The 25,260-nt window shown below is 70.1% G+C and carries 24 protein-coding genes; 6 read left to right on the top strand and 18 right to left on the bottom strand.

What is annotated here, in order from left to right:
- Positions 1-626: 626 nt before the first annotated feature.
- The 4 genes from ABD810_RS37565 to pdxH form a co-directional block, all read right to left on the bottom strand.
- A complete protein-coding gene (locus ABD810_RS37565; RefSeq protein ID WP_344952390.1) occupies positions 627-2,855 on the bottom strand; it encodes an ATP-binding SpoIIE family protein phosphatase in 2,229 nt (742 codons plus the stop codon).
- A 162-nt stretch (positions 2,856-3,017) separates the two neighbouring features.
- A complete protein-coding gene (locus tag ABD810_RS37570) occupies positions 3,018-3,722 on the bottom strand; it encodes an iron-dependent transcriptional repressor DtxR (RefSeq protein WP_344952392.1) in 705 nt (234 codons plus the stop codon).
- 265 nt (positions 3,723-3,987) lie between these two features.
- Complete coding sequence (locus ABD810_RS37575; protein WP_344952394.1) at positions 3,988-5,211, bottom strand: MFS transporter; 1,224 nt, start codon at positions 5,209-5,211, stop codon at positions 3,988-3,990.
- Positions 5,212-5,317: 106 nt separating this feature from the next.
- Positions 5,318-5,971: a pyridoxamine 5'-phosphate oxidase gene (gene pdxH / locus ABD810_RS37580; protein WP_344952396.1), complete on the bottom strand. Its 654-nt coding sequence runs from the start codon at positions 5,969-5,971 to the stop codon at positions 5,318-5,320.
- Between the two features lie 170 nt (positions 5,972-6,141).
- Here pdxH and ABD810_RS37585 point away from each other — a divergent pair, with 170 nt between their 5' ends.
- Entirely contained in the window at positions 6,142-7,242 is a 1,101-nt protein-coding gene (locus ABD810_RS37585) for a citrate synthase 2 (RefSeq protein ID WP_344952398.1), read from the top strand.
- A 180-nt stretch (positions 7,243-7,422) separates the two neighbouring features.
- Positions 7,423-8,535, top strand: coding sequence for a phosphoserine transaminase (serC, locus tag ABD810_RS37590; protein ID WP_344952399.1), 1,113 nt, complete (start codon positions 7,423-7,425; stop codon positions 8,533-8,535).
- A gap of 13 nt (positions 8,536-8,548) precedes the next feature.
- Here serC and ABD810_RS37595 read toward each other — a convergent pair whose 3' ends face one another.
- The 9 genes from ABD810_RS37595 to ABD810_RS37635 form a co-directional block, all read right to left on the bottom strand.
- Positions 8,549-8,953: a BlaI/MecI/CopY family transcriptional regulator gene (locus tag ABD810_RS37595; RefSeq protein WP_344952401.1), complete on the bottom strand. Its 405-nt coding sequence runs from the start codon at positions 8,951-8,953 to the stop codon at positions 8,549-8,551.
- A gap of 98 nt (positions 8,954-9,051) precedes the next feature.
- Positions 9,052-9,711, bottom strand: coding sequence for a rhomboid family intramembrane serine protease (locus ABD810_RS37600; RefSeq protein ID WP_344952403.1), 660 nt, complete (start codon positions 9,709-9,711; stop codon positions 9,052-9,054).
- 172 nt (positions 9,712-9,883) lie between these two features.
- Positions 9,884-10,648 carry a crotonase/enoyl-CoA hydratase family protein gene (locus tag ABD810_RS37605; protein WP_344952405.1) on the bottom strand — a complete coding sequence of 255 codons (765 nt, stop codon included), beginning with the start codon at positions 10,646-10,648 and terminating at the stop codon, positions 9,884-9,886.
- Positions 10,649-10,670: 22 nt separating this feature from the next.
- Positions 10,671-11,444, bottom strand: coding sequence for an SDR family NAD(P)-dependent oxidoreductase (locus ABD810_RS37610; RefSeq protein WP_344952407.1), 774 nt, complete (start codon positions 11,442-11,444; stop codon positions 10,671-10,673).
- A 48-nt stretch (positions 11,445-11,492) separates the two neighbouring features.
- Positions 11,493-11,834 carry an STAS domain-containing protein gene (locus ABD810_RS37615; protein WP_344952409.1) on the bottom strand — a complete coding sequence of 114 codons (342 nt, stop codon included), beginning with the start codon at positions 11,832-11,834 and terminating at the stop codon, positions 11,493-11,495.
- Positions 11,835-11,885: 51 nt separating this feature from the next.
- Positions 11,886-12,638, bottom strand: a complete 753-nt coding sequence (locus ABD810_RS37620; RefSeq protein WP_344952411.1) for an energy-coupling factor ABC transporter ATP-binding protein — start codon at positions 12,636-12,638, stop codon at positions 11,886-11,888.
- Entirely contained in the window at positions 12,635-13,399 is a 765-nt protein-coding gene (gene cbiQ / locus ABD810_RS37625) for a cobalt ECF transporter T component CbiQ (RefSeq protein ID WP_344952413.1), read from the bottom strand. Before cbiQ ends, ABD810_RS37620 begins: the two co-directional genes overlap by 4 nt.
- Complete coding sequence (locus ABD810_RS37630; RefSeq protein WP_344952415.1) at positions 13,399-14,430, bottom strand: energy-coupling factor ABC transporter permease; 1,032 nt, start codon at positions 14,428-14,430, stop codon at positions 13,399-13,401. Before ABD810_RS37630 ends, cbiQ begins: the two co-directional genes overlap by 1 nt.
- 80 nt (positions 14,431-14,510) lie before the next feature.
- Positions 14,511-16,313, bottom strand: coding sequence for a glycosyltransferase family 2 protein (locus ABD810_RS37635; protein ID WP_344952417.1), 1,803 nt, complete (start codon positions 16,311-16,313; stop codon positions 14,511-14,513).
- Positions 16,314-16,453: 140 nt separating this feature from the next.
- On the opposite strand from ABD810_RS37635, the gene ABD810_RS37640 reads away from it, so the two are divergent.
- Positions 16,454-16,828 (top strand): STAS domain-containing protein, encoded by a 375-nt coding sequence (locus tag ABD810_RS37640; protein WP_344952419.1) that lies wholly within the window; start codon positions 16,454-16,456, stop codon positions 16,826-16,828.
- A 350-nt stretch (positions 16,829-17,178) separates the two neighbouring features.
- The gene (locus ABD810_RS37645) at positions 17,179-19,503 is read left to right on the top strand and encodes a HelD family protein (protein WP_344952422.1); all 2,325 of its coding nucleotides are present in this window, start codon (positions 17,179-17,181) and stop codon (positions 19,501-19,503) included.
- 344 nt (positions 19,504-19,847) lie between these two features.
- Here ABD810_RS37645 and ABD810_RS37650 read toward each other — a convergent pair whose 3' ends face one another.
- The 5 genes from ABD810_RS37650 to ABD810_RS37670 all read right to left on the bottom strand — a co-directional run bounded on the left by ABD810_RS37650 (position 19,848) and on the right by ABD810_RS37670 (position 23,485).
- Entirely contained in the window at positions 19,848-20,282 is a 435-nt protein-coding gene (locus ABD810_RS37650) for a YkvA family protein (protein WP_344952424.1), read from the bottom strand.
- 84 nt (positions 20,283-20,366) lie between these two features.
- A complete protein-coding gene (locus tag ABD810_RS37655; RefSeq protein WP_344952426.1) occupies positions 20,367-21,398 on the bottom strand; it encodes an ABC transporter ATP-binding protein in 1,032 nt (343 codons plus the stop codon).
- Positions 21,399-21,426: 28 nt separating this feature from the next.
- Positions 21,427-22,272: an ABC transporter permease gene (locus ABD810_RS37660; RefSeq protein ID WP_425567030.1), complete on the bottom strand. Its 846-nt coding sequence runs from the start codon at positions 22,270-22,272 to the stop codon at positions 21,427-21,429.
- Between the two features lie 6 nt (positions 22,273-22,278).
- Positions 22,279-23,064 carry a molybdate ABC transporter substrate-binding protein gene (modA, locus tag ABD810_RS37665; RefSeq protein ID WP_344952428.1) on the bottom strand — a complete coding sequence of 262 codons (786 nt, stop codon included), beginning with the start codon at positions 23,062-23,064 and terminating at the stop codon, positions 22,279-22,281.
- A 10-nt stretch (positions 23,065-23,074) separates the two neighbouring features.
- Positions 23,075-23,485 carry a TOBE domain-containing protein gene (locus ABD810_RS37670; RefSeq protein ID WP_344952431.1) on the bottom strand — a complete coding sequence of 137 codons (411 nt, stop codon included), beginning with the start codon at positions 23,483-23,485 and terminating at the stop codon, positions 23,075-23,077.
- A gap of 90 nt (positions 23,486-23,575) precedes the next feature.
- Between ABD810_RS37670 and ABD810_RS37675 the strand changes: the two genes are divergently transcribed.
- Both ABD810_RS37675 and ABD810_RS37680 read left to right on the top strand, forming a co-directional pair.
- Complete coding sequence (locus ABD810_RS37675) at positions 23,576-23,764, top strand: hypothetical protein (RefSeq protein WP_344952433.1); 189 nt, start codon at positions 23,576-23,578, stop codon at positions 23,762-23,764.
- Positions 23,765-23,831: 67 nt separating this feature from the next.
- Complete coding sequence (locus tag ABD810_RS37680; RefSeq protein ID WP_344952435.1) at positions 23,832-25,256, top strand: dihydrolipoyl dehydrogenase family protein; 1,425 nt, start codon at positions 23,832-23,834, stop codon at positions 25,254-25,256.
- Positions 25,257-25,260 lie beyond the last annotated feature (4 nt).

Genomic DNA, 25,260 nt, shown 5'->3' on the forward strand with positions numbered 1-25,260 from the left:
CGCCAGAGTCAAGCATTCATCCCCTGACCTGTCACCAGACGACACCAACCCTGCGCGAACTATGACAAACCCGGAGTCGCCAACCCTCACATCGCTATGAATCGCCCAGTCAGCCTGTGGCCGTGGACGCATACTTACCGAGCGTGCACCCTTGGCGGCCTGACGTCCCTCCTCCGACCACTGCACGAGGGTCATACGGGACGACAGCCGGCAGCTCACAATCGCCAAGAGACCCTGCCGGCACGCATTTGACGGGGCACCCGGCTGACGCCCACCCACCCGAAGACCACCCCCAAGGCGAGACCCTCGGACGAGGCAGCTCCGGACCACCTAGACCGGGCCGGATGGGAACCTGGCGAGGAGGATCGGGACCTGCCGGCCTAGATCGGCCCCGTACCAATTGGCCAGGTCGAGGGTCCTACATCCCCATCCAGCCTGCGAAGCGGGGAGCTCGAGGGGCGCAGCCCTTCGATGAGAGGGGTCGAAGGGGGGCCGCCAGGCCCCCTGGGAAACGCTGCCCGAGCCGAAGGCGAGGACCACACCCAAGGGCCAGGACACCGCAACCAGTCGAAGGAGGGCCGCCAGGCCCCCTGGGAAAACCGCCCGGCCCGAAGGCGAGGACCATCTCAGCGGCCGCGGGTCGGGATCTCGAACCAGACGGCCTTGCCTTCCTTGGTGGGGCGGGAGCCCCAGCGACGGGCGAGCTGGTCGACCAGGTAGAGGCCTCGGCCGCCCTCGTCGTTCTCGCCGGCGCTGCGGATGCGGGGCAGCCGGAGATCCTGGTCGAAGACCTCAACCCAGATGGACTCCTCGCCACGGCGCAGCCGGAGCGTGAACTCCTTCTCATTGATGATCTCGTTGTCGAAGCCGGGCACGTCCCACGACTCGTCGAAGGGCAGCGGCGGGCCGTCGAGCACCAGTTCCCTGCGCGGGACGCTGGCGCTGGCGGCGTGGAGCACGACGTTGGTGACGACCTCGGAGACGAGGAGGCAGGCGAGCTCGGAGCGCTCATCGGGGACCCCCCAGCTGATGAACGCCTCCGACGCCATGCGCCGGGCCTCACCGACCATGATCGGCTGGGCAGGGAAGGTGCGTTCCTCGAACTTCAGCTCCTTGCCCGCCGACCGGACCACGAGGATCGCCATGTCGTCGTCGATCTCACCGGGGACGGCCACGGTGGCGGCGTCGGCGATGCGCTCGACGCTGTCGCTGGAGGCCTTGGCGACCTTCTCGCACAGGATGTTCAACGTCTCTTCGTCGCTCAGCGGCGCCTCGCCTGACTCGCGGGCGGGGCGGCGGTCGACCAGGCCGTCGGTGTAGAGCAGGAGCGCGGCACCGGGCGGGAGCACCCGGATCTCCTCCTTGTAGACCAGGTCGGCGTGCACGCCCTTGGCGTTGATGCCGAGCGGCTGGCCGACCTCGGAGATGTCGAGCTCGGTGACCATGCCGTCGACGATCAGCAGCGGTGGCGCGTGCCCAGCGTTCGCGAACGACAGCTGCCGCGACCACGCGTCGTACACGAGGTACTGGCAGGTGACGATCGGCGGGGTGCTGACGTCGGCGCCGTAGTCGTCACGCTCCGGCGCGGCGATGATGCGCGTCCACTCGTTGAGCCGGGCGAGGATGTCGGCCGGGGACTTGTCGTCCTGGGCGAAGGCGCGCAGCGCGGCCCTGAGCTGGCCCATGACCGCCGCGGCCTTGGCTCCGCGGCCCTCGACATCGCCGATCACGATGCCGACCCGGCCGGCGGACAGCGGGATCACGTCGTACCAGTCGCCGCCGACCTGGGTCTGGATGCCCTGGCCGTGGGAGGCGAGCGGGGCGGCGGGGTAGTAGCGGACCGCGATCTCCAGCCCGTCGAGCTGGGGAAGCTCCCGAGGGAGCAGGTATTTCTGGAAGGACTCGGCGGTGTGCCGCTCCTCCTCGAACAGCAGCGCGTTGTCGACGGCCAGCGCGACCCGGGTGGCGATGGCACCGACGAAGTCACGGTCGAAGGCGTCGTAGTGCGGCGAGCGCCGGTCGGTGAGGTTGGACATGCCGAGATACATCAACCCGAGCGTCTCGCCCCGCGCGCACAGCGGCGCGACGATCGCGGAGGTCATGCCGATCTCGCCGCAGAGCCTGCTGCTCTCCTCGCTGGGCGAGGGATAGCTCATCTGCGCGAAGTCCTCGACGATGATGGTCTCCTGGCGGCGGAGAGCGATCTCGCCGTAGTGACCGGCGGGATAGCGGATCTCGGAGCCGACGGGGCGCCAGGTGCCCGGAGGAGGACTCCATCCCTGCACGTGGGTGGAGACCTTGCGGACGAGCCGGTCGCCCTCGGTGAGCTCGATGAAGCAGTGGTCGGCGAACTGGGGCACCAGCATCTCGGCGACCCGGTTGAGGGTCTCCTCGACGTACAGCGAGCTGGCGAGCCGCTCGCCGATGCGCTCCAGCAGGCCGAAGCGGTCTTTCTCACGCTCGTTGCTGCGCATCGCCTCGCGGGCGGTGATCACGATGCCGGTGACCGAGCCTGAGGGGTGGCGGAGGGGGACCGCCTGGGCGCGCACGTAGATGATGGTGCTGTCAGCGCGCACCACGTCGAAGGTGCCCTCCCAGACCCCGCCCTTGAGGACGTGCTTGGCGAGCTCGACGGCCAGAGGGTGGTCCTTCTCCATGATGCCTAAGGACAGGACAGTCTGGTCGCCGCCCACCGGCCGTTCTGGACGGCCGAAGAGCCGCTCGGCGAACGGGTTCCAGTAGAGGACGTTGCTGAAGCGGTCGGTGACCACCACGGCCATCTCGGCGTGGTCGAGCACCGATCCCGCCGTCAGATGGTCGGCCGCGTCCTGCGAAAGGTCCCCCCATCGCTTCATCTCGCGGCCACCCCCTGGGGAGGGTCATTCGCAAAGCGGAACACGCGCGCTCCTGCAGCAGCCTCGGCGGCAAGGTGGCCCGGAGACTCCGGGAAGGCCGGGTCGTCGGATAAGGGAAGGGGGGACTCCCCACTGGGAATCAACCAAGCACACCCTGAGCCGTCAGCGTCTGGAAACGAAGACATGCGCGGCGACATCACGCGGGAAGTCCGCGGGAGTGTTGTGCGCTTCATCGTCACCTGTCACCCGTACACCGTCGTCGCTCGCCGCGAGCGTCACCTCGCGTCCGGGTTGTATCCCAACTTGCTTGAGTTTAAGCATCACGGCGGGATCACTTTGCACTTGTTCGCTAATTCGCCGCACGACAACGGGTATATCTCCGGGTCCGGCCAGATCGGCCATTGCGGAGATCACCTCGACGACGGACGCGTCGGCCTCTTTCACCCCGAGCTCGTCGAGGCCCGGAATGGGGTTGCCGTGCGGGCAGACCACCGGGTTGTCGAGGAGGCCGACCAGGCGGGCCTCCACCGACTCGGACATGACGTGCTCCCAGCGGCAGGCCTCGATGTGGACCTCTTCCCACGGCATACCGATGACCTGGGTGAGGAGGCATTCGGCCAGGCGGTGCTTGCGCATCACCCGGGTGGCGAGTGTGCGGCCGAGATCGGTCATGGTCAGGTGGCGGTCGCCCTCGACGCGGACAAGTCCGTCGCGCTCCATGCGAGCCACCGTCTGACTGACCGTCGGGCCGCTCTGCTGCAGGCGCTCGGCGATGCGGGCGCGCAGCGGAGTGATCCCTTCCTCTTCCAACTCAAAGATGGTGCGGAGGTACATCTCGGTGGTGTCGATCAGCCCATGTGCGGTCAAAGCTCCTCCCCTCTAAGTATCGATGCTACGTCCGACTGCCCACTTGACAGTCATGTCCAGAGGGATCAGGACACTGCCTACAGGGGCACAGATTCGACGTCTGAACAGAGCTTACGCAGACCTACTGACAGAACGGCCCGAGATGACGAATGACCGCGGCAGCGGAAGGACGTGACTCCTCCCCCAGGATCTCACTGTTCGGCGCCCGCGTCGCGCGTACGACCAGAACGTGATCTATCGCTTTCACCGCGGCCGGGCCACCGTCTCACGATCGTCTCACGCGTTCGGCGGCGGCGTCGTACTTCCTGAAGGCCGGTACGGCGAGGCCGGCGGCCACCACGAGAACGGCGCAGAGCAGCCCTCCGCCCGCCCAGGCGGGGACGAGCCCGAACGCGCTCGACGTCGCGCCGGCCCGCAGGTCTCCGAGCCGGGGGCCGCCCGCGACCACGACCATGAACACCCCCTGCATGCGCCCGCGCATCTCGTCCGGCGCGTAGGTCTGGAGGATCGTCTGCCGCCAGACCGACGACATGAGATCGATGGCGCCTCCGACGGCCAGCAGCGCGACGATCATCCACAGCGGCCGCGCGAACGCCGCCGCGGCCACCGTGAGCCCCCACAGCGCGACCACGACGACCAGGGCCACACCCTGGCGACGCACCTGGCCGACCCATCCGGACAGCAGCCCGGCCACCACCGCGCCGATGGCCAGGCTGGCCGAGAGCCAGCCGAACGCGATGGCCGACCCGCCGAAGCGTTCGGCCGCGATCCCGGGGTACAGGGCGCGGGGCATCGCGAACGCCATGGCGATGAGGTCCACCACGAAGGACATCATGACGATCGGCTGGCTGCCGATGTAGCGGAGCCCGTCGATGACCGAGCGCAGGCCCGGCCGGCGGATCTCACCGAGGGGGACCAGGCGCGGCAGCCGGGCGGCGGCGTAGAACCCGGCGCCGAAGAGGAGCACGTCGATGAGGTAGGCCATGGCGTAGCCCGACTTCGCCAGCACGACGCCGGCCAGCAGCGGGCCGAGGACCGTGCCGACGCTGCTCACCAGGAAGTTGAGCGTGTTGGCCGCCGCGACGCGCTCGGTGGGGACGAGCCGGGGGATGATCGCGCCGCGCACCGGCGAGGTGATCGCGAACCCGGTCGACTGGACGGCGACCACGGCGAGCAGAAGAAAAACATTTTCCAGCCCTGACCAGGCATGAAGCAGCAGAGCGAGGGTAGCCGACCAGGCGACCAACGAACCGGTGAGCAGCAGCCTGCGGCGGTCGACCGCGTCGGCGACGGCGCCGCCCCACAGACCGAACACCACCAGCGGGATCAAGTTCGCCGGGCCGAGCAGACCCACCCAGAGCGACGACCGGGTGATGTCGTACACCTGGGCGCTGACCGCCACCGAGGTGAGCTGGAAGCCGATGAACGAGACACCCTGCCCCAGCAGCAGCCGCCGGTACGCCGGTGCGCGCAACGGCCGGGTGTCCACGGCGACACGTCTCCAGGCTGACTGGACCCCCGGCATTACCCACCTCGTCGACCCGGTTCGTCTGGGACCTACCGGGGCACTTTACCCACGCAGTCTGAGTGACGGCTCAGGGGGCGAGGCGTTCGACCACCCAGGCGTCCCCGGAACGGCGATAGCGCAGCCGGTCGTGCATGCGGTCGATCTGCCCCTGCCAGAACTCCACCTCCAACGGCACGACCCGGAAACCGCCCCAGAAATCGGGCATCGGCGGCTCCTCGGGCCAGCGCTCGGCCAGTTCCCGGTAGCGCGCGTCCAATTCCTCCCTGGAACGCACGACCGCCGACTGCCGCGAGGCCCACGCCCCGATGCGCGACCCGTACGGCCGCGAGTGGAAGTAGGCGGCGGAGTCCTCCCGCGGCAGGCGCACGACGTGGCCCTCCACGCGGATCTGCCGGCGGAGGGGGTGCCAGGGGAAGACCAGGCAGGCACGCGGGTTCTCCGACAGGTCGCGGCCCTTGCGGGACTCGTAGTTGGTATAGAAGACGAACCCTCCCTGGTCATACCCTTTGAGCAGGACGGTCCTGGCGGTCGGCAGACCCCCCGCGGAGGCGGTCGCGAGCACCATGGCGTTCGGCTCGGGAAGCCCGGCGTCCACCGCGTCGGCGAACCACGTCGCGAACTGGGTCACCGGGTCGATGGCGAGGTCGGCCTCCCTCAACGGCAGGCCCTCGTATGTACGGCGGAGCCCGGCGAAGGACGGCGGGCTCGAGGCGGCATCCACAGACCGGTATTCTTCCCCGTTCGGCACCACCACCGAAGCGGCACCCCCTACCAGGGACGATTGCGCTTCGGCGGGTCCGGAGGCGGAGCACTTCCGCCAAGGGGGTTGAATATGACCCGCCGGTATCTCGACATCAAGGCTTTGACTTCAAGAAAGGGAGGCGGCCGAGAATGTCCGACTTCAAACCCGGGCTGGAAGGCGTAGTAGCGTTCGAGACCGAGATCGCGGAACCGGACAAAGAGGGAGGCGCCCTTCGCTACCGGGGCGTCGACATCGAAGAGCTGGTCGGCCGCGTCTCCTACGGACACGTCTGGGGCCTGCTGGTCGACAACAAGTTCAAGCCGGGTCTGCCCCCCGCCGAGCCTTACCCCATCCCCGTCCACTCCGGTGACATCCGCGTCGACGTCCAGAGCGCTCTGGCCATGCTGGCCCCGGCGTACGGCTTCCGCCAGCTTCTCGACATCGACGAGGAACAGGCTCGCGACGATCTCGCGCGCGCCTCGGTCACGGCGCTCTCGTTCGTGGCCCAGTCCGCCCGTGGCCTCGGCCTTCCCATGGTGCCGCAGTCACGCGTCGACGAGGCCTCCACGATCGTCGAGCGCTTCATGGTCCGCTGGCGCGGTGAGCCCGACCCCGATCACGTCCGGGCCATCGACGCATACTGGACCTCCGCCGCCGAGCACGGCATGAACGCCTCCACGTTCACCGCCCGCGTCATCGCCTCCACCGGCGCCGACGTCGCCGCCGCTCTCTCGGGTGCGGTGGGCGCCATGTCCGGCCCGCTGCACGGCGGGGCCCCCGCCCGCGTCCTGCACATGATCGAAGAGGTCGAGCGCATCGGGAACGCGGAGACCTACGTCAAGAAGGCCCTCGACAGCGGCGAGCGGCTGATGGGGTTCGGCCACCGCGTCTACCGTGCCGAGGACCCCCGCGCCCGCGTGCTCCGTCGTACCGCCCAGGAGCTGAACGCGCCGCGTTACGAAGTGGCGTGCGCGCTGGAGAACGCGGCGCTGGCCGAGCTCCACGCCCGCAAGCCCGACCGCGTCCTGGCCACGAACGTGGAGTTCTGGGCCGCGATCATGCTCGACTTCGCCGAAGTCCCCCCGCACATGTTCACCTCGATGTTCACCTGCGCCCGCACCGCCGGGTGGGCGGCGCACATCCTGGAGCAGAAGCGCACGGGCAGGCTCGTCCGCCCCAGCGCCACGTACGTGGGCCCCGCCCAGCGTTCGATCAAGGAGGTCCCGGGAGCGGACGAGGTCATCGGCTGATCGGCCTTCTCCCTCGCCCCCCACGGCCCGCAGCCCCCGGTTGCGGGCCTTGTGCGCGGTGGGCATCTCGCCGCCCTACCCGAGCCTGTGACATCCGCGGACATCTCCCTGCATGAACGCGTGTATCTCACGATCCGGACCCGGGGCGTGAGCACCGAGGAGGCTCACTAACCTGGTTAGGTGGCTGACATCGAGATTCCCGCTGAGCTCAAGCCCGTGGACGGCCGTTTCGGCTGCGGGCCATCGAAGGTACGCCCCGAGCAACTCGCCGCCCTGGCCGAGGCCGGCGCGAGAGTGATGGGCACCTCCCACCGCCAGAAGCCGGTGAAGAATCTGGTCCGCCAGGTCCGCGAGGGCCTGTCCGACCTGTTCTCGCTCCCCGAGGGGTACGAAGTCGTGCTCGGCAACGGCGGCACGACGGCGTTCTGGGACATCGCGTCCTTCGGGCTGATCAAGGAGAAGTCCCAGCACCTGAACTTCGGCGAGTTCTCGTCGAAGTTCGCCTCCGTGGCCGCCAAGGCCCCGTGGCTGAGCGAGCCGACCGTCATCAAGTCGGCCGTGGGCAGCCACCCGGTGGCCACGCCCGAGGCCGGTGTGGACGTCTACGCGCTGACCCACAACGAGACCTCCACCGGCGTGGCCATGCCGATCAAGCGCGTGGCCGACGACGGCTCGCTGGTGCTCGTGGACGCCACCTCCGGCGCGGGCGGCCTGCCCGTCGAGGCGAGCGAGTTCGACGTGTACTACTTCGCGCCGCAGAAGAGCTTCGCCTCCGACGGCGGCCTGTGGATCGGGCTCTTCTCGCCGAACGCCCTGGCCCGGGTCGACGAGATCGCGCGCACCGACCGGTTCGTCCCCGAGTTCTTCAGCCTGCCGACGGCGATCGACAACTCCGCCAAGGACCAGACCTACAACACCCCCGCCGTGGCCACGCTGTTCCTGCTGGCCGACCAGCTCGAGTGGATGAACGGCAACGGCGGACTGGCCTGGACCACCTCGCGCACCTCCGACTCGGCGTCCCGCCTGTACACCTGGGCGGAGAAGACCGCCTACACGACGCCGTTCGTGGCCGACCCGGCGCAGCGCTCCCACGTCGTCGGCACCATCGACTTCTCCGATGACGTCGACGCGGCCGAGGTCGCCAAGGTCCTGCGGGCCAACGGCATCGTCGACACCGAGCCCTACCGCAAGCTCGGCCGCAACCAGCTTCGCGTCGCGATGTTCCCGGCCATCGACCCGGCCGATGTCGAGGCGCTGACGGTCTGCGTCGAATACGTGGTCGAGCGCCTCTGAGCCTCGCCGAGGTCTAGGGTGGCGGCACCCAGCCGGGGCCCCCGACGTGCCTGTGCCCGCCCGTGCGGCGGGCCAGCTCCTCCAGCAGGCGCAACGCGTCGTCCAGGTCGACGCTCTGCGCGAAGCAGGACAGCACGGGGGCCCGGTCGGGGCTCTCGGCCAGAGCCTCCAGCATGACCGCCGTGACATGCTCGTCACGGGTGCGGCTGGCGGCGTAGCGGAAGGCCTTGCGCTCGGCCGTTCGGCTCAGCAGGCCCTTCCTGACCAGCCGCTCGGCGACGGTCTGCACCGTGGTGTACGCGAGCGGCTTGTCGGCGTCCGCGTTGAGCACTCCCTGCACCTCGCGGACGAGCAACGGCTTGGCGGAATCCCAGAGCACTTCCATGATGGCGCGCTCTAGAGATCCCAATTTGTTCACGCCGTCATTCTCCCTTGGGGACACCCGTCACGACTAGTTAAAGATCCATGGCGGTGTGCTTCCGGCGACATTAGGCCTTTCACCCCTTCTGCGGGGAATTATGCTGGTTGGCCAATTTCGGTCCTCTTCGTGGCCCGCCTCCTGCGGCGCAGCGTCCAGGCGGCGAACACGCCTCCCACCAGGCCGAACAGGTGCCCCTGCCAGGAGATGCCAGGCTGGCCGGGGAGCACTCCCCAGATCAGCGAGTAGTACAGGACCGCGACCCCGATGCCGAGAACGATGTCGAGCAGATGCCGGTCGAAGAACCCGCGGGTCACGACGTATCCGAAGTAACCGAAAACCAGCCCGCTCGCGCCCACGGTCAACCCGGGAGGGCTGAGGAACCAGACCCCGAGCCCGCTGACGATGATGATCATCAGGCTGGCCACGAAGAAGCGGCCGAGACCGCGCAGGGCGGCCAGGAACCCCAGGATGGCCAGCGGCACGGTGTTCGCCATCAGATGCGCGAACCCCGCGTGCAGGAACGGGGCGATCAGGATGCCGACCAGGCCGTCCACCTCGTGGGAGACGATGCCGTACTGGTCGAGCTCCTGGGGCAGGATGTAGTCGGCGACCTCGACGGCCCATTCCACGGCCACCAGGAGCGAGACCACGATGGCCGCGCCGAGGGCTCCGGTGACGAGGCCCACGACGCGTCGCTTGACCACCTCACCCGAGGATCGGCCGGCCGGTGCGACTCCGGTCGCGTACTCGCTCATCGTTCTCCTCTGATGGCATGCCTTGGAACGTGCTTTGTCCTCCCTTTACCGTACGCAAACTGTGTTTAACCCGCGATTTCCACTGGGACACGAATAAGGCGCATGTTGCCGCCATCACGGCAACATGCGCCTTGTCTCCGGCGACGCCGGAATGATCATTTCGGGGCGGAGATCACTCCCCCGCCCACTTGGGCGCCCGCTTCTCGGCGAAGGCCGCAGCGCCCTCCATCGCGTCCTTGGAGCCGAACACCGGGTTGATGATCTCCGCCTGCCTGGCGAACATCTCCTCGCGCGACCAGTCGGCCGACTCCACCAGCACCCGCTTGGTCGCCAGCAGCGCCAGCGGAGCGTTGGCGGCGATCTTCCCCGCCAGTTCCTTCGCCGCCGCCAGCGCCCCGCCCGCCGGGGTGATCCGGTTCACCAGGCCGAGCTCGTACAGCCGCGACGCCGGGTAGTGATCGCCGGTCAGCGCGATCTCCATGGCGACGTGGTACGGGATGCGCTGCGGCAGCCGGATGACGCCGCCGGCCCCGGCCACCAGCCCGCGCTTCGGCTCGGGCAGGCCGAACTTCGCCTCCTCGGAGGCGACGACGACGTCGCAGGCCAGGACCAGTTCGAACCCTCCCGCGAGGGCGTAGCCCTCCACCGCCGCGACGATGGGCTTCTTCGGCGGCCTCTCGGTGATGCCACCGAAGCCTCGCCCTTCGACGAGCGGGAAGTCACCGGTCAGGAACCCCTTGAGGTCCATGCCGGCGGAGAAGGTGCCGCCGGCACCGGTCAGGACGTACGCGGAGACGTCCTTGCGCTCCTCCAGCTCGTCCAGCGCCGCCACGACGCCGCGCGCGACGGCGCCGTTGATGGCGTTCCTGGACTTCGGCCGGTTGATCGTGATGACGGCGATGCCGCCTTCTACCTCGACGAGAACCTCGTCAGACACCCTTACCTCCGATTCGCGGGACTCACTTGGGCTGGAAGCGGATGCCGCCGTCGAAGCGGATTACTTCACCGTTCATGTAGTCGTTCTCGACGAGAGCGCGCACCAGGTGGCCGAACTCCGACGCCCGGCCCATCCGCTTGGGGAAGGGCACCGGCGCCGCCAGCTTGGCCTTGAAGGCCTCGGAGTCGGGGCCCGATCCGTAGATCGGGGTGTCGATGATGCCCGGGGCGATCGTCAGGACCCGCACACCGATCGCCGCGAGGTCACGCGCGGCGGGCAGGGTCATGCCGATGATGCCGCCCTTGGAGGCGGAGTACGCCACCTGGCCGGTCTGCCCCTCGATACCCGCCACCGAGGCGGTGTTGATGACGACGCCACGCCCTCCGTCGGCGTCGGCGGGCTCGGTCCTGGCCATGGCCGCCGCGCCGATGCGCATGAGGTTGAAGGTGCCGATCAGGTTGACCTCGATCACCTTGCGGTAGCTGGCCAGGTCGTGCGGCGAGCCGTCACGGCCGACCGTACGAGACGCCCAGCCGATGCCCGCGCTGTTGATGACGGCGCGGAGCGGCTTGCCCGTCGCGACGGCGGCGTCCACGGCCGCCTGGACCGAGGCCTCGTCGGAGACGTCGGTCTGCACGAAGACGCCGCCGAGCTCGTCGGCGAGGGCCTTGCCGCGCTCGGCGTTGAGGTCGGCGATGACGACGGTGGCGCCGACGCCGGCGAGTTCGCGTGCCGTCGCCTCACCGAGGCCACTGGCACCGCCCGAGATGATTGCTGCTGCTCCGTTCAGGTCCATATCCGGGACCCTAACGTGGCAACCGAATGAAGTTCTACAAGGGGGGCCTCAAATCTCACCCGAAATGGCGGCGTCCACGTCGGGGTAGACCTTGATGCGCCGGTCAAGGCCGGTAGTGCGCAGGATGCGCGCCACCGGCGCCTGCGGGGCGGCGAGGGACACGCCGCCGCCCTCACCGGTCGCGAGGCGCCAGGCCTCGATGAGGACCGACAGACCACTCGAATCCATGAAGGACAGCGCGCCCAGATCGAGCACGAGCCGGTTGCCGTCCTGCTTGATGGCCTCACGGACCTCATCGCGGAGGAACGGCGCGGTGAACAGGTCAAGTTCACCCTCGACAGCCACGACGACGGCGTCGCCGAACGCACGCCGCGCCAGCCGCAGCTTCATGTGGAACCTCCTCGCGGGCCCACTTTACTTCGCATTCACCCTGAACGATCGTCAGTAGGGACGCTGGTGCACCACGAACCCGTATGGGAGCTCCAGCCTGTGAGCGGCGAGCAGGTCGCCGTCGGCCAGGAGGTCACGGGTGGGGCCGTCGGCCGCGATCACGCCGCCCGAGAGGATCAGCGAGCGCTCGCACAGCTCCAAGGCGTATGGCAGGTCGTGCGTGACCATCAGCACGGTGACATCGAGGGAGCGCAGGACCTCGGCCAGCTCCCGCCGCGAGGCGGGATCGAGGTTCGAGGAAGGCTCGTCCAGGACGAGGATCTCCGGCCGCATGGCGAGGACCGTGGCCACGGCGACCCTGCGGCGCTGCCCGAAGGACAGGTGGTGCGGCGGCCGGTCGATGACGTCCGGCAACCCGACCTGGTCGAGCGCCTCCCGCACGCGCAGCTCCAGCTCGGGGCCGCGCACGCCCAGGTTCGCCGGGCCGAACGCGACATCCTCGCGGACCGTGGGCATGAAGAGCTGGTCGTCGGGATCCTGGAACACCAGGCCGACCCGGCGCCGGATCTCCGCCAGAGTGTCCTTGCGCACGGGAAGGCCCGCCACCTCGACCGATCCGTGCCCGGCGGTCAGGATGCCGTTGAGGTGCATCACCAGGGTGGTCTTGCCCGCCCCGTTGGGCCCCAGCAGCGCCACCCGCTCACCCTTCCCGATGGCCAGGTCGACGCCGAACAGCGCCTGCGTGCCGTCGGGATAGGCGTAGGCCAGTTCGCTGACGCGCAGGGAGGGCGGGGAGCCGGTCACGAGACGCCCCAGGAGAGTACGGCCGTCGCCAGCGCGGCGGCGGGCAGGATCGCGGCGGTGGCCCAGCTCGTCACCGGAGTGCTCACGTCGTGCATCAGGGGCATCGACCCGGTGTACCCCCTGCTCAGCATCGCCAGGTGCACCCGCTCACCACGCTCGTACGAGCGGATGAACAGCGCGCCGGCCGACTTCGCCAGGATCGGGAGCTGCCGTACGTCGCGCGCGACGAAACCCCGCGACTCGCGGGCGACCCGCATCCGGCGCATCTCGTCGAGGATCACGTCCATGTAGCGGAGCATGAACATCGCGATCTGCACCAGCAGCGGCGGCAGCCGGAGCCGCTGCGCGCCCAGCAGGATCATGCGCGGCTCGGTCGTGGCGGCCAGCAGGATGCTCGCCATGACACCGAGGGTGGCCTTGGCCAGGATGTTCCACGCGGCCCACAGGCCTTCGGCGCTCAGCGACAGCCCGAGCACCTCGACACGCTCGCCCAGGCCGATCACCGGCAACGCGAGGGCGAACAGCACGAACGGCACCTCGACCACCATGCGCCGCAGCATGAACCTCGCCGGGACCCGGGCGACCGCGGCCACCGCTCCCAGCAGCACGGCGTACACCCCGAAGGCCCAGAAGGCCTCGCGGGGCGTCGCCACGACGACCACGGCGAACGCCGCCACGGCCGGGATCTTGCACTGCGGGGGCAACCGGTGGACGACCGTGTTCCCCGGCCGGTAGAGCTGGTGATGGTGTCCGGCGCCCACTACACGTGTGCCCGATCGGCGTCGCGGCGGCGGCGCACCACGGAGAAGATCGCGCCACCCGCGAGGACGGTGATGCCGACCCCGGCGACGCCCGCGACGCCCACCGCGAGCCGCTGGTCGCCGACGCCCTTGACTCCGTAGTCGGCGAGCGGCGAGCCGCCGAGCGTGTGGTCGGCCTGGTGGGTGTCGAGCCCCTTGTCGCCGGCGACCTTCTCCAGCCCGTCGGGGCTGCTGGAGGCGTAGAAGGAGACCACGCCAGCGAGGAGCACGGCGACCAGGGCGCCGCCGATGAGCAGCGGGCGCGGGCTCCGGACCCGCTCCGGGGCAGGCGCGGGGGTCACGTCGGTGGTGCGGCCGTCGGCCGTGCGCAGCACCAGCGGCGTCGTCAGGCCCCGCGCGCCGTACACGAGGTCGGGGCGTACGGCCAGCACGCTGCTCACCGTGAGCGCCGTGATCAGCCCTTCACCGAGGCCGATCAGGACGTGCACGCCGCCCATCGCGACCGCCACGGAGGACACGTCGATCGGGGCGGTGCCGCCCAGCCAGAAGAGCACGGTGAAGGCCAGCGCCGCGGCCGGGACCGAGACGAGGGCCCCGGCGAACGCGGCGACGGAGACGGCGGTGCGGCCGCGCGGGAGGCTCCGCACGATCAGACGGAACACGGTCCAGCCGACCACGGTGGTCACGATCGCCATCAGCGTGATGTTGACGCCCAGCGCGGTGAGCCCGCCGTCGGCGAAGAAGAACCCCTGCACGAGCAGTACCACGGACACGCACAGGACGGCGGTGTACGGGCCGACCAGGACCGCGGCGAGCGTGCCGCCCAGGAGGTGACCGCTGGTGCCGGCCCCGACGGGGAAGTTCAGCATCTGGACGGCGAAGACGAAGGCCGCGACCAGGCCCGCCATCGGGGCCGTACGGTCGTCGAGCTCGCGCCGCGCGCCGCGCAGGCACACGCCGAGCCCTGTCGCGGCGAAGGCGCCGGCGGCGACGGACACCGGTGCGGTGAAAAAACCGTCAGGAACGTGCACTAGAGGCCTCCAAGCGATCGCACGGTGCCACTCTAGGCCATCACCTTGTAGTTGCGAGTAAGTGGCATTAAGCATTCGCGCTAGCGGCCTATGCGGATTGATCGGCGTACGACGGATTTCGGGCCTCGGGCGAGAACGGTGACGACGAGCCTGCGGCGGATCTTGGAGGCGCGCGCCGTGGCCGTCCAGCGTCGCCGGCCGCGCCACCACGCCACGCCCGGCCCGAGCTCGGCCTCCCCCACCTGGATGGGATAGCGCAGAGGCGGCCCGCCGAGGTTGAGCTCCAGGTTCGCCTCCCAGATGCCCGGAGCGTCCAGCGTCGCCGTGGCGGTGAACAGCGCGTCGTCCACGGCCGACGCCGGCGCCCGGCGCTCGTTCCCTGAGGACCGCTCCCGCCAGACCACCTGGCGCACGCATCGCGCCGCCGGGCAGTCGCTGCCGACGGCGGCCGTGCCCTCGATCGTCAGCACACCCTTACCGCCCCACTCCGCGCGCGTCAGCCATACGGCTCCGGGGACCGCGACGACGTGGCCGCCGACGTCGATGCTGAGGTTCCCGTGCGGGTTGGTGAAGTAGGGCAGGGCCACGGACGCGGCCAGGCGCGGGCCGGGACAGCCGATGCCGAGCTCACGGTCGGCGCCGAACCTCGCCACCCGGCGCACCCCCTCGCACGCGATCACGACGTACATGTCCCAGACGCCGGATGGCAGCCGGGACACCTCGACGCTCCCGGCGAAGACGTCGGCCACGGAGGTCACCGGGACGCGGCGCTCCGCGCGGGTGGAGCGTTCTCTGAGCAGGAGGCCGACGGCGACCCCGTTCCACGAATCGGTGAGGAACGCTCGCCCGGTCACCTCGAGCCGGTCACCCGCCCACTCGAGCCCGGTGAGCCGCCGGCGGAGCGCGGCGGTCTCGACCCGCGCGAGCCGCACGAGCCGGTCGACGTCGCCGAGCGAGGCGGCCCGGAGCCGGTCGATCGGCCGCAGCCGTTCGAGAACCTCGTCGGTCAGCCAGGTGGCGCACATCTCGGACACCTCGTACACGATCGCGCGCCGGGAGGCCAGGTCCGCCGCCAGCAGGGGCGCCCCGAGCTGGCCGAGGATGTCGAAGCGGAAGTGCCTTCGCATGAGGTGGTCGCGGAGGGGACCCTCGGGGATGTGGCGGATCATGAGCTCGATGGGCATGCGGATCATCCGGAGCCAGGCGAGGGGGTCGCGGCTGCCCGGCTCCTGCATGATGCTGCTGCCGTCGGGGCGCGAGACGAGGTGGTAGCAGTCGTGATCGGCGACCACGGAGATCGTCTCGGCGTGGCAGTAGGCGTGGACCGAGAAGAGGATGTCCTCGCCGACCCGCAGGGACTCGTCGAAGCGGATGCGGTGGCGGGTCAGCAACTCGCGGCGGAAGAGCTTGAAGCACGTGAGCGTGTTGTAGACGGTGCTCTCACCGAGGGGGGCGCGGTCGCGGTTCTCCCGGAACATGGAGGTGGGGACCCTGCGGCCGTGGCCGACCATCTTGCCGAGCACGATGTCGGAGCTGTTGCGGTCGGCCATGGCGAGCATGCGTTGCAGGGCTTCGGGGCCGAGGTGGTCGTCGGCGTCGCAGAAGAAGACGTAGCGACCGGAGGACTGGGCGATCGCGCGGTTCCTGGGACGGCCGGCGCCGCCGGAGGCCTGCTCGTACGAGACCCGTATCTCCGGGAATTTCGCTGCATATTCGGCGAGGAGATCCTGGCTGCCGTCGGTGGATCCGTCATCGACGATGACGATCTCCTTGCTGACGGCCTGCTCCAGCAGTGAGGCGAGGCACCGGTCGAGATAAGGGCGGCAGTTGTGGACGGGCACCACAATGCTCACGTCGACGTGCCGATTACTTTCCGTCTTCATTGCGCTTCATTATGTAACCGTTGACCAGCGTCACGGAGCCCAATCAGCGCGTCTGTCAGTACGCGGCCTACCTGCTTATTTGGCTATGTGGGCTTATTACCTTTTTGTCAGGGTAACGAGTCGGCAACGGAGGTGATCACATGGCTTTCCCGGCGCGCGAGACAGGACTGGAGATCCACGTAAGGCACGAGGAATCGTGTGCGATCTTCGAGATCGCCGGCGAACTCGACATGACCGCGGTACCCCGGCTCCGCGCCCAACTCGACATGACGATCGAGGCGGTGGCACATCCGCCGAGCCTGGTGCTGGACCTCTCCCGGACCACCTTCTGTGACTCCCTGGGCCTCGGGCTGCTGGTCAGCACCTACAACAGGGTTCGCGAGATGGGCGGGCGACTGGCGATGGTGGTGGTTCCCGGCATGATCTCCAGGCTGCTGATCATCACCAATCTCGACCACCACTTCTCGATCTACCCGACGGTGGACGAAGCGGTGGCGATCGTACAGGCGGCTTGACTCGTATAGGGCGGCCCGACTCGCGCGCCGCGGGGCCCGACTCGCGGGCCGCAGGGGCCGACTCTGGTGGCAGCGGCCTCGGGTTCTGATCCGTTTGCGGGACACCGGCCTGGGGGGTTGTGATCCGCTTGGGAGGCATCACGCCTGCGTTCTGATCCGCTTCAGGGCATCAGCGTGAGCCGGGACCGACCGGTGCCGTTTGCGCGGCGCAAGGGGCTCTTCTGGCGGAAATGGCGTAATCCATGGGAAATCAATGGATGCCGATAAGGGGCAGAAGCTGTTAAGCTCGGCAGTTCGGCGTAATAAATGTAACGCCATGCACCACTGCCCGTTAGGAGTATACCACACCAATGGAGCGCCGTGCATCCGAAAACGCCCGTGCAGAAGCCCTGCGAGCCGAGCAGGCCTATGTCTCCATGCTTTACCACCGCCTAGACACCGTACGAGAGCGCGCCGACAAGGCCCTGAGCGCGGAATTCGGGCGCGGCACGCCGGGCGGCACACGCCAGGCCCGTTTCGAGCGGGACGTGGCCGCCCACGAACACGCACGGCGGATCACGCAGCTCGCCGGGGTCGAACGCGGCCTGTGCTTCGGCCGGACCGACGACGCCGACGGCGAGACGTACTACATAGGCCGGGTCGGCCTGCGCGGCGCCGACAACGAGCTGGTCCTCATCGACTGGCGGGCGCCGGCCGCCCGGCCCTTCTACACCGCCACGCCCAGCGACCCCGGGCCCCTGGTGCGCCGCCGTCACCTGCACACCCGCGGTCGTACGGTCGTGGACCTCGACGACGAGGTGTTCGACCTCGGGAGGATGAGCGAGCCCGACCGCCGCACCCTGGTCGGCGAGGCCGCACTCATGGCGGCGCTGCGGCGCGGGCGCACAGGACGCATGGGCGACGTGGTGGCCACCATCCAGACCGAGCAGGACCAGGTGATCCGTTCGGGACTGCCCGGGGCGCTCGTCGTGCAGGGAGGCCCAGGTACGGGCAAGACCGTGGCGGCGCTGCACCGGGCCGCGTACCTGCTGTACGCGCACCGCGACACGCTCGAACGCCGGGGCGTCCTCGTGGTCGGGCCGAACGCCATGTTCCTGCGCTACATCGGCCATGTGCTGCCCTCCCTGGGCGAGACCGACGTGGTGCTGACCACCGTCGGCGAGCTGTATCCCGGCGTGCGCGCCACCGTGGCGGACGAGCCCGCGGCCGCGATCGTCAAGGGGGACCCGCGGATGGCCGAGCTGGTCAGGAGGGCCGTCCGGGACCGCCAGCGCGTGCCGTCCGGCGACCTTGAGGTCCTGATCGCCGTGAGGACCTCGCTCAGGGACGGCGTCGAGGTCGTGGTGGAACAGATGGCGCTGCGGATGGACCACGCCACCTGCGTGCGGGCCCGTGAGCGCGCACGGGCGGTACGGAGCCCGCACAACGTGGCGCGCAAGCTGTTCATCGACTCGGCGCTGACGGCACTGGCCCTCGACGAGGCGCGTCAGCTGGACCGGCCGCTCGACGAGGAGGACCTGCGGTACGCGCGCAAAGCGCTGTGGCAGATGCCCTCGGTACGGAAGGCGCTGGACCGCCTCTGGCCGCTGCTCACCCCCGAACGGCTGATCTCCGAGCTGTTCTCGGACCCCGAAGCGCTGCGCTCGGCCGTCTCCTCCGGTGACGATCGCGACGGCGTGATGCTGTTGACCCCTGAGGAGCAGCAGGCGCTGCTACGGCCTTCGGGCGCGCCATGGACGACCGGTGACGTGCCGCTACTCGACGAGGCCGCCGAGCTGCTCGGCGAGGACGACTCGGCCGCCAGAGCGGCGGAGCGGGCCGCCAGGCGGGAACGGCAGGCCGACGAGCTTTACGCACGCGAGGTGCTGGAGATCACCGGGGTCGCGGAAGAGGAGATGCTCGACTCCCGCACCCTCGCCGGGCGTCACCTCACCGACGGACCCGCCGCGACGACCGCCGAGCGGGCGGCACGCGACCGGCAGTGGGTGTACGGGCACGTCATCGTGGACGAGGCCCAGGAACTGTCGGCGATGGCCTGGCGTACCGTGATGCGTCGCATCCCGACGCGTTCCCTCACCATCGTGGGCGACGTGGCGCAGACCGGCTCGGCGGCGGGCGCGCGGTCATGGCGGGACATGCTCGACCCGTACGTGAAGGGCCGGTGGCGGGAGGCACGCCTGCTGGTCAACTACCGGACCCCGGCGGAGATCATGGAGGTCGCCACCGACGTGCTCGCGGCGGTCGCCCCGGACCAGGAGCCTCCCATCTCTGTACGCGACGGAGAGGCCCCGCCTCGAGCCCTGCGCATTCCGGGCGCGGACCTGGCCGTGGCGCTGCCCGAACTGGTCGCCTCGGAGCTTGCGGAGATCGGCGATGGACGGCTGGCGGTACTGACCCCCGACGCGCGGCACCGCGAGATCGCCGCCCTGCTCCCGCAGGCCGCGTCCGCGCTGACGGCCGACGCGCTGGACTCCCCGTCGGTCGTCCTCACCGTCACCCAGTCGAAAGGCCTGGAGTTCGACTCGGTGGTGGTCGTGGCCCCCGATGAGATCCTGGCCCAGTCGCCCAAGGGCGGCCAGGACCTGTACGTCGCGATCACCCGTGCCACGAGACGGCTGATGGTCGTCCACGAGGGAGAGCTACCGCCCATGCTGTCCCGGCTGAACGGTGACTGATCGCACGATCATGCTGTCCTTCAACGGCAGATCATGGCTGACGTATGGCACTTCTTCTCGCAGGCGGGGGGATTGTCGGTGACGTACATCGGCATGCGGATGGGCGAACGCACATAGGCCCTCCCGGCACCCATTTGATCGGGGCACCCGCCTGCTGCCCACCCAGGTCAGACCAGCCCTGTAACGGCTAGCAGGGTCATTCGCTCCACGTTCTGCCGAGCGGGGTCATTCGCTCCACCAGCTGAGCAGGGTCATTCGCTCCACCTTCTGCGAGCGGGATCTTGAGCTGGGCGGGCAACACCCGGGTACCCCGGTCGAACGGGTGCCGGGTGGGGCCCTGAAGTTTACGGCGGTCCGGGTGGGGAGTCTGGCCCGTTCAGGCCGGTCAGGCGGCACAGGGCGGTGAATCCGTCGTCGGTGCCCGGCCACTGGCGGCGCACCGCCTCCAGCCCGGCCCGACGTACCACCGAGCGGAGGACCGCGGTGACGACGATCGCGTCGTCCGCGTACCCCAGAACGGGGATGAAGTCGGGCACCAGGTCGATCGGGAAGGCCAGGTAGGCGAGCAGCAGCCCCAGCCGGACGCGCACGCCCCGGGGCAGCGCCGGATCGGCGGCCAGCCGGCGCACCAGCCGCAACACATCGGGCAGCAGGCGAATCGCCTCGCGCAGCAGTCCGCCCCGCGGCCGCACGATCGCCAGCGCCACGACCAGCGCCAGCCAGGTGACCAGCAGGGCGACGGCGAGGCCGATCAGCAAGTCCCACCACGAGCCCGTCATGCTCAGACCATGCCAGCACAGCAGGTCCCGACGCCAACGGGGGCCACCCTCGCGCCCTGTCATCCGAGGGAGATATGGGCCGGGCTACGCGGGGTAAGCGTGGGTCTCTGTGGCCTTGACCGCGGCCCAGATCTGCCGGCCGGGCGTCAGGTCGAGCTCGGCGACGGCGGCGGGAGTGATGTCGGCCGAGGCGCTGATCGGCCCTTCCAGGTGAACGCGGACGTTGTCGCCGTGCCGTTCGATGCCTTCGATGCGGGCCTGCCACAGGTTGCGCGGTGAACCGTCCGGACGGGTGCGGTACAGGGCGACCGCTGCGGGGGCGAAGGCGACGAACGCGGGGCCGTCGAGATGCTCGGCGACGCTGAACAGCACCTCCTCGACCTTGACCCGCTTACCGGCGGCGACGCCGCGATACAGGTTGAGCCCGACCAGGCGGCCGACATAGTCGGTACGGGGGCGGCGGGCGACCTCCGCCGGACCGCCCTGCTGCACGATGGCGCCGTTCTCGATGACGACCAGGTGGTCGGCGAGCACCATCGCCTCCAACGGGTCGTGGGTCACAAGGACGGTGGCGCCGCCGAAGTCGGCCAGGTGACGGCGGAGCTCGGCACGGACGTCGAGCCGCGTACGGGCGTCCAGCGCGGCCAGCGGCTCATCGAGCAGCAGCAGGCGGGGTTCCGCGGCCAGGGCGCGCGCGAGGGCCACGCGCTGCGCCTGGCCACCCGAGAGCTGCCTCGGCCTGGCCCGTGCGAAGTCCGCCATGCCGACGCGCTGCAGCCAGGCGGCCGCCCTGCGGCGAGCGTCGGACTTCGACGCGCCGCGGCAGCGAGGGCCGAAGGCCACGTTCTCCAGCGCCGACAGGTGAGGGAACAGCAGGTAGTCCTGGAAGACCATGCCGATCGGGCGGCGCTCCGCCGCCAACGTGTGCAGCGGGGTGCCGTCCAGGGTGATGTGGCCGCCCGACAGGCCGGTGAGGCCGGCCAGAGCGCGCAGGGCGGTGGTCTTGCCCGCGCCGTTCGGGCCCAGCAGGGCGACGACCTGGCCGGGTGCGACGGTGAGATCGATGTCCAGACGGAACCCGGAGCGCTGGACGGCCAGATGGGCGTGCAGGCTCACGAGCCGGCCACCCGCTCGTCGTAGGACGTCATGGGCTGCTCACCCACTTGTCGCGCAGGCTGGCCAGGATGACGACCGAGACGGCGAGCAGAAGGAGGCTGAGCACGATCGCGGCCTCGGGTTCGGTTTCCAGGGCGAGGTAGACCGCCAGCGGCATGGTCTGGGTGCGGCCGGGGAAGTTGCCCGCGAAGGTGATGGTGGCGCCGAACTCGCCCAGCGCGCGTGCCCAGCACAAGACGGTCCCGGCCACGACGCCCGGGGCCACCAGGGGCAGCGTGACCCGGCGGAAGATCGTCCACCGGGAGGCGCCGAGCGTGGCGGCGGCCTCCTCCAGCCGCAGGTCGGCCGCGCGTAGCGCGCCCTCGACGCTGATGACCAGGAAGGGCATCGCGACGAACGCCTCGGCGATCACGACGCCGGCGGTCGTGAAGGGAAGGGTGACGCCGAAGGTGGCCTCCAGCCACTGTCCGACCAGGCCGCGCCGTCCGAGCACGAGCAGCAGCGCCACCCCGCCGACCACCGGAGGCAGCACCAGGGGGACGGTGATCAGCGCGCGCACCGCGCGCCGTCCGGGGAAGGTGACGCGGGCCAGCAGCCAGGCCAGCGGAACGCCGAGCAGCAGGCAGACCGACGTGGCGATGGTCGCGGTGACCAGGGACAGGCGCAGTGCCTCCAGCACCTGCGGCTCGGCCAGCCGCTGCGCCAGGGTCGGCCAGGGGGCGCGGATCAGCAGTCCGGCCAGGGGCAGCAGCAGGAAGGCCATGCCGAGGGCGGCGGGCAGGATCAGCGGCCAGGGCGTGCGGCCCGTCACAACGCCTGCCGGGCCGGAGCGGCGCCCGCTCCCCCGGCCCGCCGACGTCGTGGACGGTGTCATATTCACTCAGGGTGCCAGGAAGCCGGCCCTGGTCAGCACGTCCCTGCCCTGGGCGGACAGCACCAGGTCGACGAACCGCCCGGCCAGATCGGCCGCGGGCGCCTTGGTCAGGGCCGCGATGGGGTAGTCGTTGATCGCCTTGTCGGCCTCGGGGAACTCGATGCCCCTCACCTTGCCGCCCGCCGCCGACACGTCGGTGGTGTACACCAGCGCGGCGTCGACCTCGCCGAGTTCGACCTTGGTGAGGGTGGCCTTGACGTCCTGCTCGTAGGTGACGGGGGTGACCTTCAGCCCCGCCGCGTCCAGGGCCTTGACCGACGCCGCCCCGCAGGGCACCTGGACGGCGCACAGGGCGACCTTGACCGCGGGGTCGGCCAGGTCACTGAGCCGGACGACCTTCGCCGGGTTGTCGGCCGGGACGGCTATCCGCAGCTTGTTCCGCGCGAACGTGACCGGTGTGCCGGCGAGCGAGGCGTCGGTGACGGTCTTCATCGTGGCGGGGCTGGCGGCGGCGAACACATCCGCGGGCGCGCCCTGGGTGATCTGCTGGGCCAGGGTGGCGCTGGAGCCGAAGTTGAACCTCACCGACGCCCCCGGGTGGGACGCCTCGAAGGTCTTGCCCAGCTCGGCGAAGGTCTCGGTCAGCGAGGCGGCGGCGAACACGGTCACCGTCGTGGCCCCGCCACTCGATGAGCCCGGACCCGACGGGTCGGCCTGGCCGCTGGAGCCGCAACCGGCCAGCGCCAGCGCCAGCGGGATCGCGACGGCCCACCGGGTAAGACACCTGGGCAACGAAGGCTCCTCACTGACTCGCCATGCGAGCGTGGTCGGGGATCTCGACGACGACGTTGGTGGACTTGATCACGGCGACCGCCACCACCCCGGGCGCCAGGCCAAGCTCGTCCGCGGCCTGGCGGCTCATCAGCGAGACGACCCGGTAGGACCCGGCGGCGATCTCCACCTGGGCCATCACCGCGTCCTTGATCACCTCGGTCACGATCCCGCGGAAGCGGTTACGCGCCGAGGAGTGACCCGAGCCGTCACCGGCCTCGGTCTGGGAGCGCGCGAACGCGGCCAGGTCGGTGCCCTCGATGATCCGGTGGCCGTGCTCGTCGCGGCCCGCCGCCAGCCGTCCGGCGTCGACCCACCGCCGGACGGTGTCGGCACTGACCCCGAGCAACCCCGCCGCCTCGCTGATCCGAAACGTCGTCACACCCTCACCATACCTTCGTATATGCGGGCATCAATGGCAGAACACCATCGCAAAAGCACGGCGGACGCTACGAAATCGGCGGCATCTGCGATGTCCGATGATCCGTCAGGCCCGCCGGCCTCAGGCCGCGCGTCTTTCGACCTGGTGGTCGGCGCGGACGGCGCGCACTCGGTGACCCGGTCCCTGGCCTTCGGTGCGGAGTCGCGCTTCGGCCGCGAGCTCCTGCTGCTCGGCGTACTTCACCGCGCCGAACGTCTACTTTCCGTCCCGTCGCCCTAACGGATGAAAGACTGGCGTGAGCACGCCGTCAGCGGCGTGCCCTGCGGCAACGGGGGTGCGTATACCCATGGCGGACCAGGACGACGTCTTCGACGTGATCGTGATAGGCGCGGGACCGGCCGGAGAGATGGCCGCCGCGCGCGTCGTACGAGGCGGTCTGACGGCCGCCGTCGTCGAGGAGCGCCTGGCGGGCGGCGAGTGCGCCTACTACGCGTGCATCCCGAGCAAGGCGCTGCTGCGGCCGGTGGACCTCGCGGGCGAGGTGAGCCGGATGCCGGGGCTGGAGCTGCGCGGGCCGATCGACGCCGCCGCGGTGCTGGCCCGCCGCGACGAGACCGTGTCCCACCTCGACGACGGCGGCCAGGTGAGCTGGATCGCGAACCTGCCGGCCACCTTCGTCCGGGGCCGGGGACGCCTGGCCGGGCCGCTGCAGGTCGAGGTGACCATGCCGGACGGCGGGGTCCGCGCGCTGCGGGCCCGGCACGCCGTGGTGATCGCGACCGGTAGTGACCCCTTCATCCCCGACGTGCCCGGCCTGCGGGAGGCGCGCCCGTGGACGAACCGGGAGGCGACCAGCGTCCAGCAGGTGCCGAAACGGCTGGCCGTGCTCGGCGGCGGGGCCGTCGCCTGCGAGATGTCCCAGGCGCTGCAGGGCCTCGGCGCCCACGAGACCACCATGCTCGTGCGCGGCGATCGCCTGCTCACCCGGATGGAGCCGTTCACCGGTGACCTGCTGGAGAAGTCGTTCCGCGAGTCGGGCATCGAGATACGCTTCGGGCGCTCCCCCGCCCGTGTCGAGCGCCCCATACCCGGCGGCCCGGTGACCGTCCACGCCGACGACGGCTCGCAGGTCGAGGCCGATGAGCTCCTCGTCGGCCTCGGCCGCCGGCTGTCCGTGGGCGACATCGGCCTGGAGACGGTCGGCCTTCGGACGCACGGCCCGATCGAGGTGGACGCCAGCATGCGCGCGACGGGCGTCCCCGACGGCTGGCTGTACGCCGTCGGCGACGTCAACGGGCGGAACCTGCTCACCCACATGGGCAAGTACCAGGCCCGCATCTGCGGCGACGTGATCAGCGCCCGCGCCGGGGGCCTGCCCGACGACCTGCCGGCGCTGCGCGACATCGCCGACGAGCGGGGCGCCCCCCAGGTCATCTTCACCGATCCGCAGATCTGCGTGGTCGGGCGCACGGAGTCCGCGGCCCGCGCCGAAGGGTTCGCGGTACGCGCCGTGGAGTACGACATGGGCGCGGTCACCGGCGCCTACCTCCAGGCCGATCCCTACATCGGCCGGGCGAAGGCGGTCGTCGACGAGGACCGCCGTGTGCTCCTCGGTGTCACCTTTGCCGGCCCCGGGGTGGTCGATCTCCTCCACGGGGCCACCATCGCGGTGACCTCGGAGATCCCCCTTGACCGGTTGTGGCACGCCGTTCCGGCGTTCCCGACGGTGAGCGAGATCTGGCTCCGCCTCCTGGAGGAGTACGGCCTGTGACCTT

The sequence above is a fragment of the Sphaerisporangium flaviroseum genome (assembly GCF_039537005.1).
GTDB classification, from domain to species: domain Bacteria; phylum Actinomycetota; class Actinomycetes; order Streptosporangiales; family Streptosporangiaceae; genus Sphaerisporangium; species Sphaerisporangium flaviroseum.

Coding starts and splice junctions, on each gene's coding strand:
- ABD810_RS37565 (WP_344952390.1), bottom strand. CDS start 2,855: ATGAAGCGATGGGGGGACCTTTCGCAGGACGCGGCCGACCATCTGACG.
- ABD810_RS37585 (WP_344952398.1), top strand. CDS start 6,142: ATGTCCGACTTCAAACCCGGGCTGGAAGGCGTAGTAGCGTTCGAGACC.
- ABD810_RS37600 (WP_344952403.1), bottom strand. CDS start 9,711: ATGAGCGAGTACGCGACCGGAGTCGCACCGGCCGGCCGATCCTCGGGT.
- ABD810_RS37610 (WP_344952407.1), bottom strand. CDS start 11,444: ATGGACCTGAACGGAGCAGCAGCAATCATCTCGGGCGGTGCCAGTGGC.
- ABD810_RS37615 (WP_344952409.1), bottom strand. CDS start 11,834: ATGAAGCTGCGGCTGGCGCGGCGTGCGTTCGGCGACGCCGTCGTCGTG.
- ABD810_RS37635 (WP_344952417.1), bottom strand. CDS start 16,313: ATGAAGACGGAAAGTAATCGGCACGTCGACGTGAGCATTGTGGTGCCC.
- ABD810_RS37640 (WP_344952419.1), top strand. CDS start 16,454: ATGGCTTTCCCGGCGCGCGAGACAGGACTGGAGATCCACGTAAGGCAC.
- ABD810_RS37645 (WP_344952422.1), top strand. CDS start 17,179: ATGGAGCGCCGTGCATCCGAAAACGCCCGTGCAGAAGCCCTGCGAGCC.
- ABD810_RS37650 (WP_344952424.1), bottom strand. CDS start 20,282: ATGACGGGCTCGTGGTGGGACTTGCTGATCGGCCTCGCCGTCGCCCTG.
- ABD810_RS37660 (WP_425567030.1), bottom strand. CDS start 22,272: ATGACACCGTCCACGACGTCGGCGGGCCGGGGGAGCGGGCGCCGCTCC.
- ABD810_RS37675 (WP_344952433.1), top strand. CDS start 23,576: ATGTCCGATGATCCGTCAGGCCCGCCGGCCTCAGGCCGCGCGTCTTTC.
- ABD810_RS37680 (WP_344952435.1), top strand. CDS start 23,832: ATGGCGGACCAGGACGACGTCTTCGACGTGATCGTGATAGGCGCGGGA.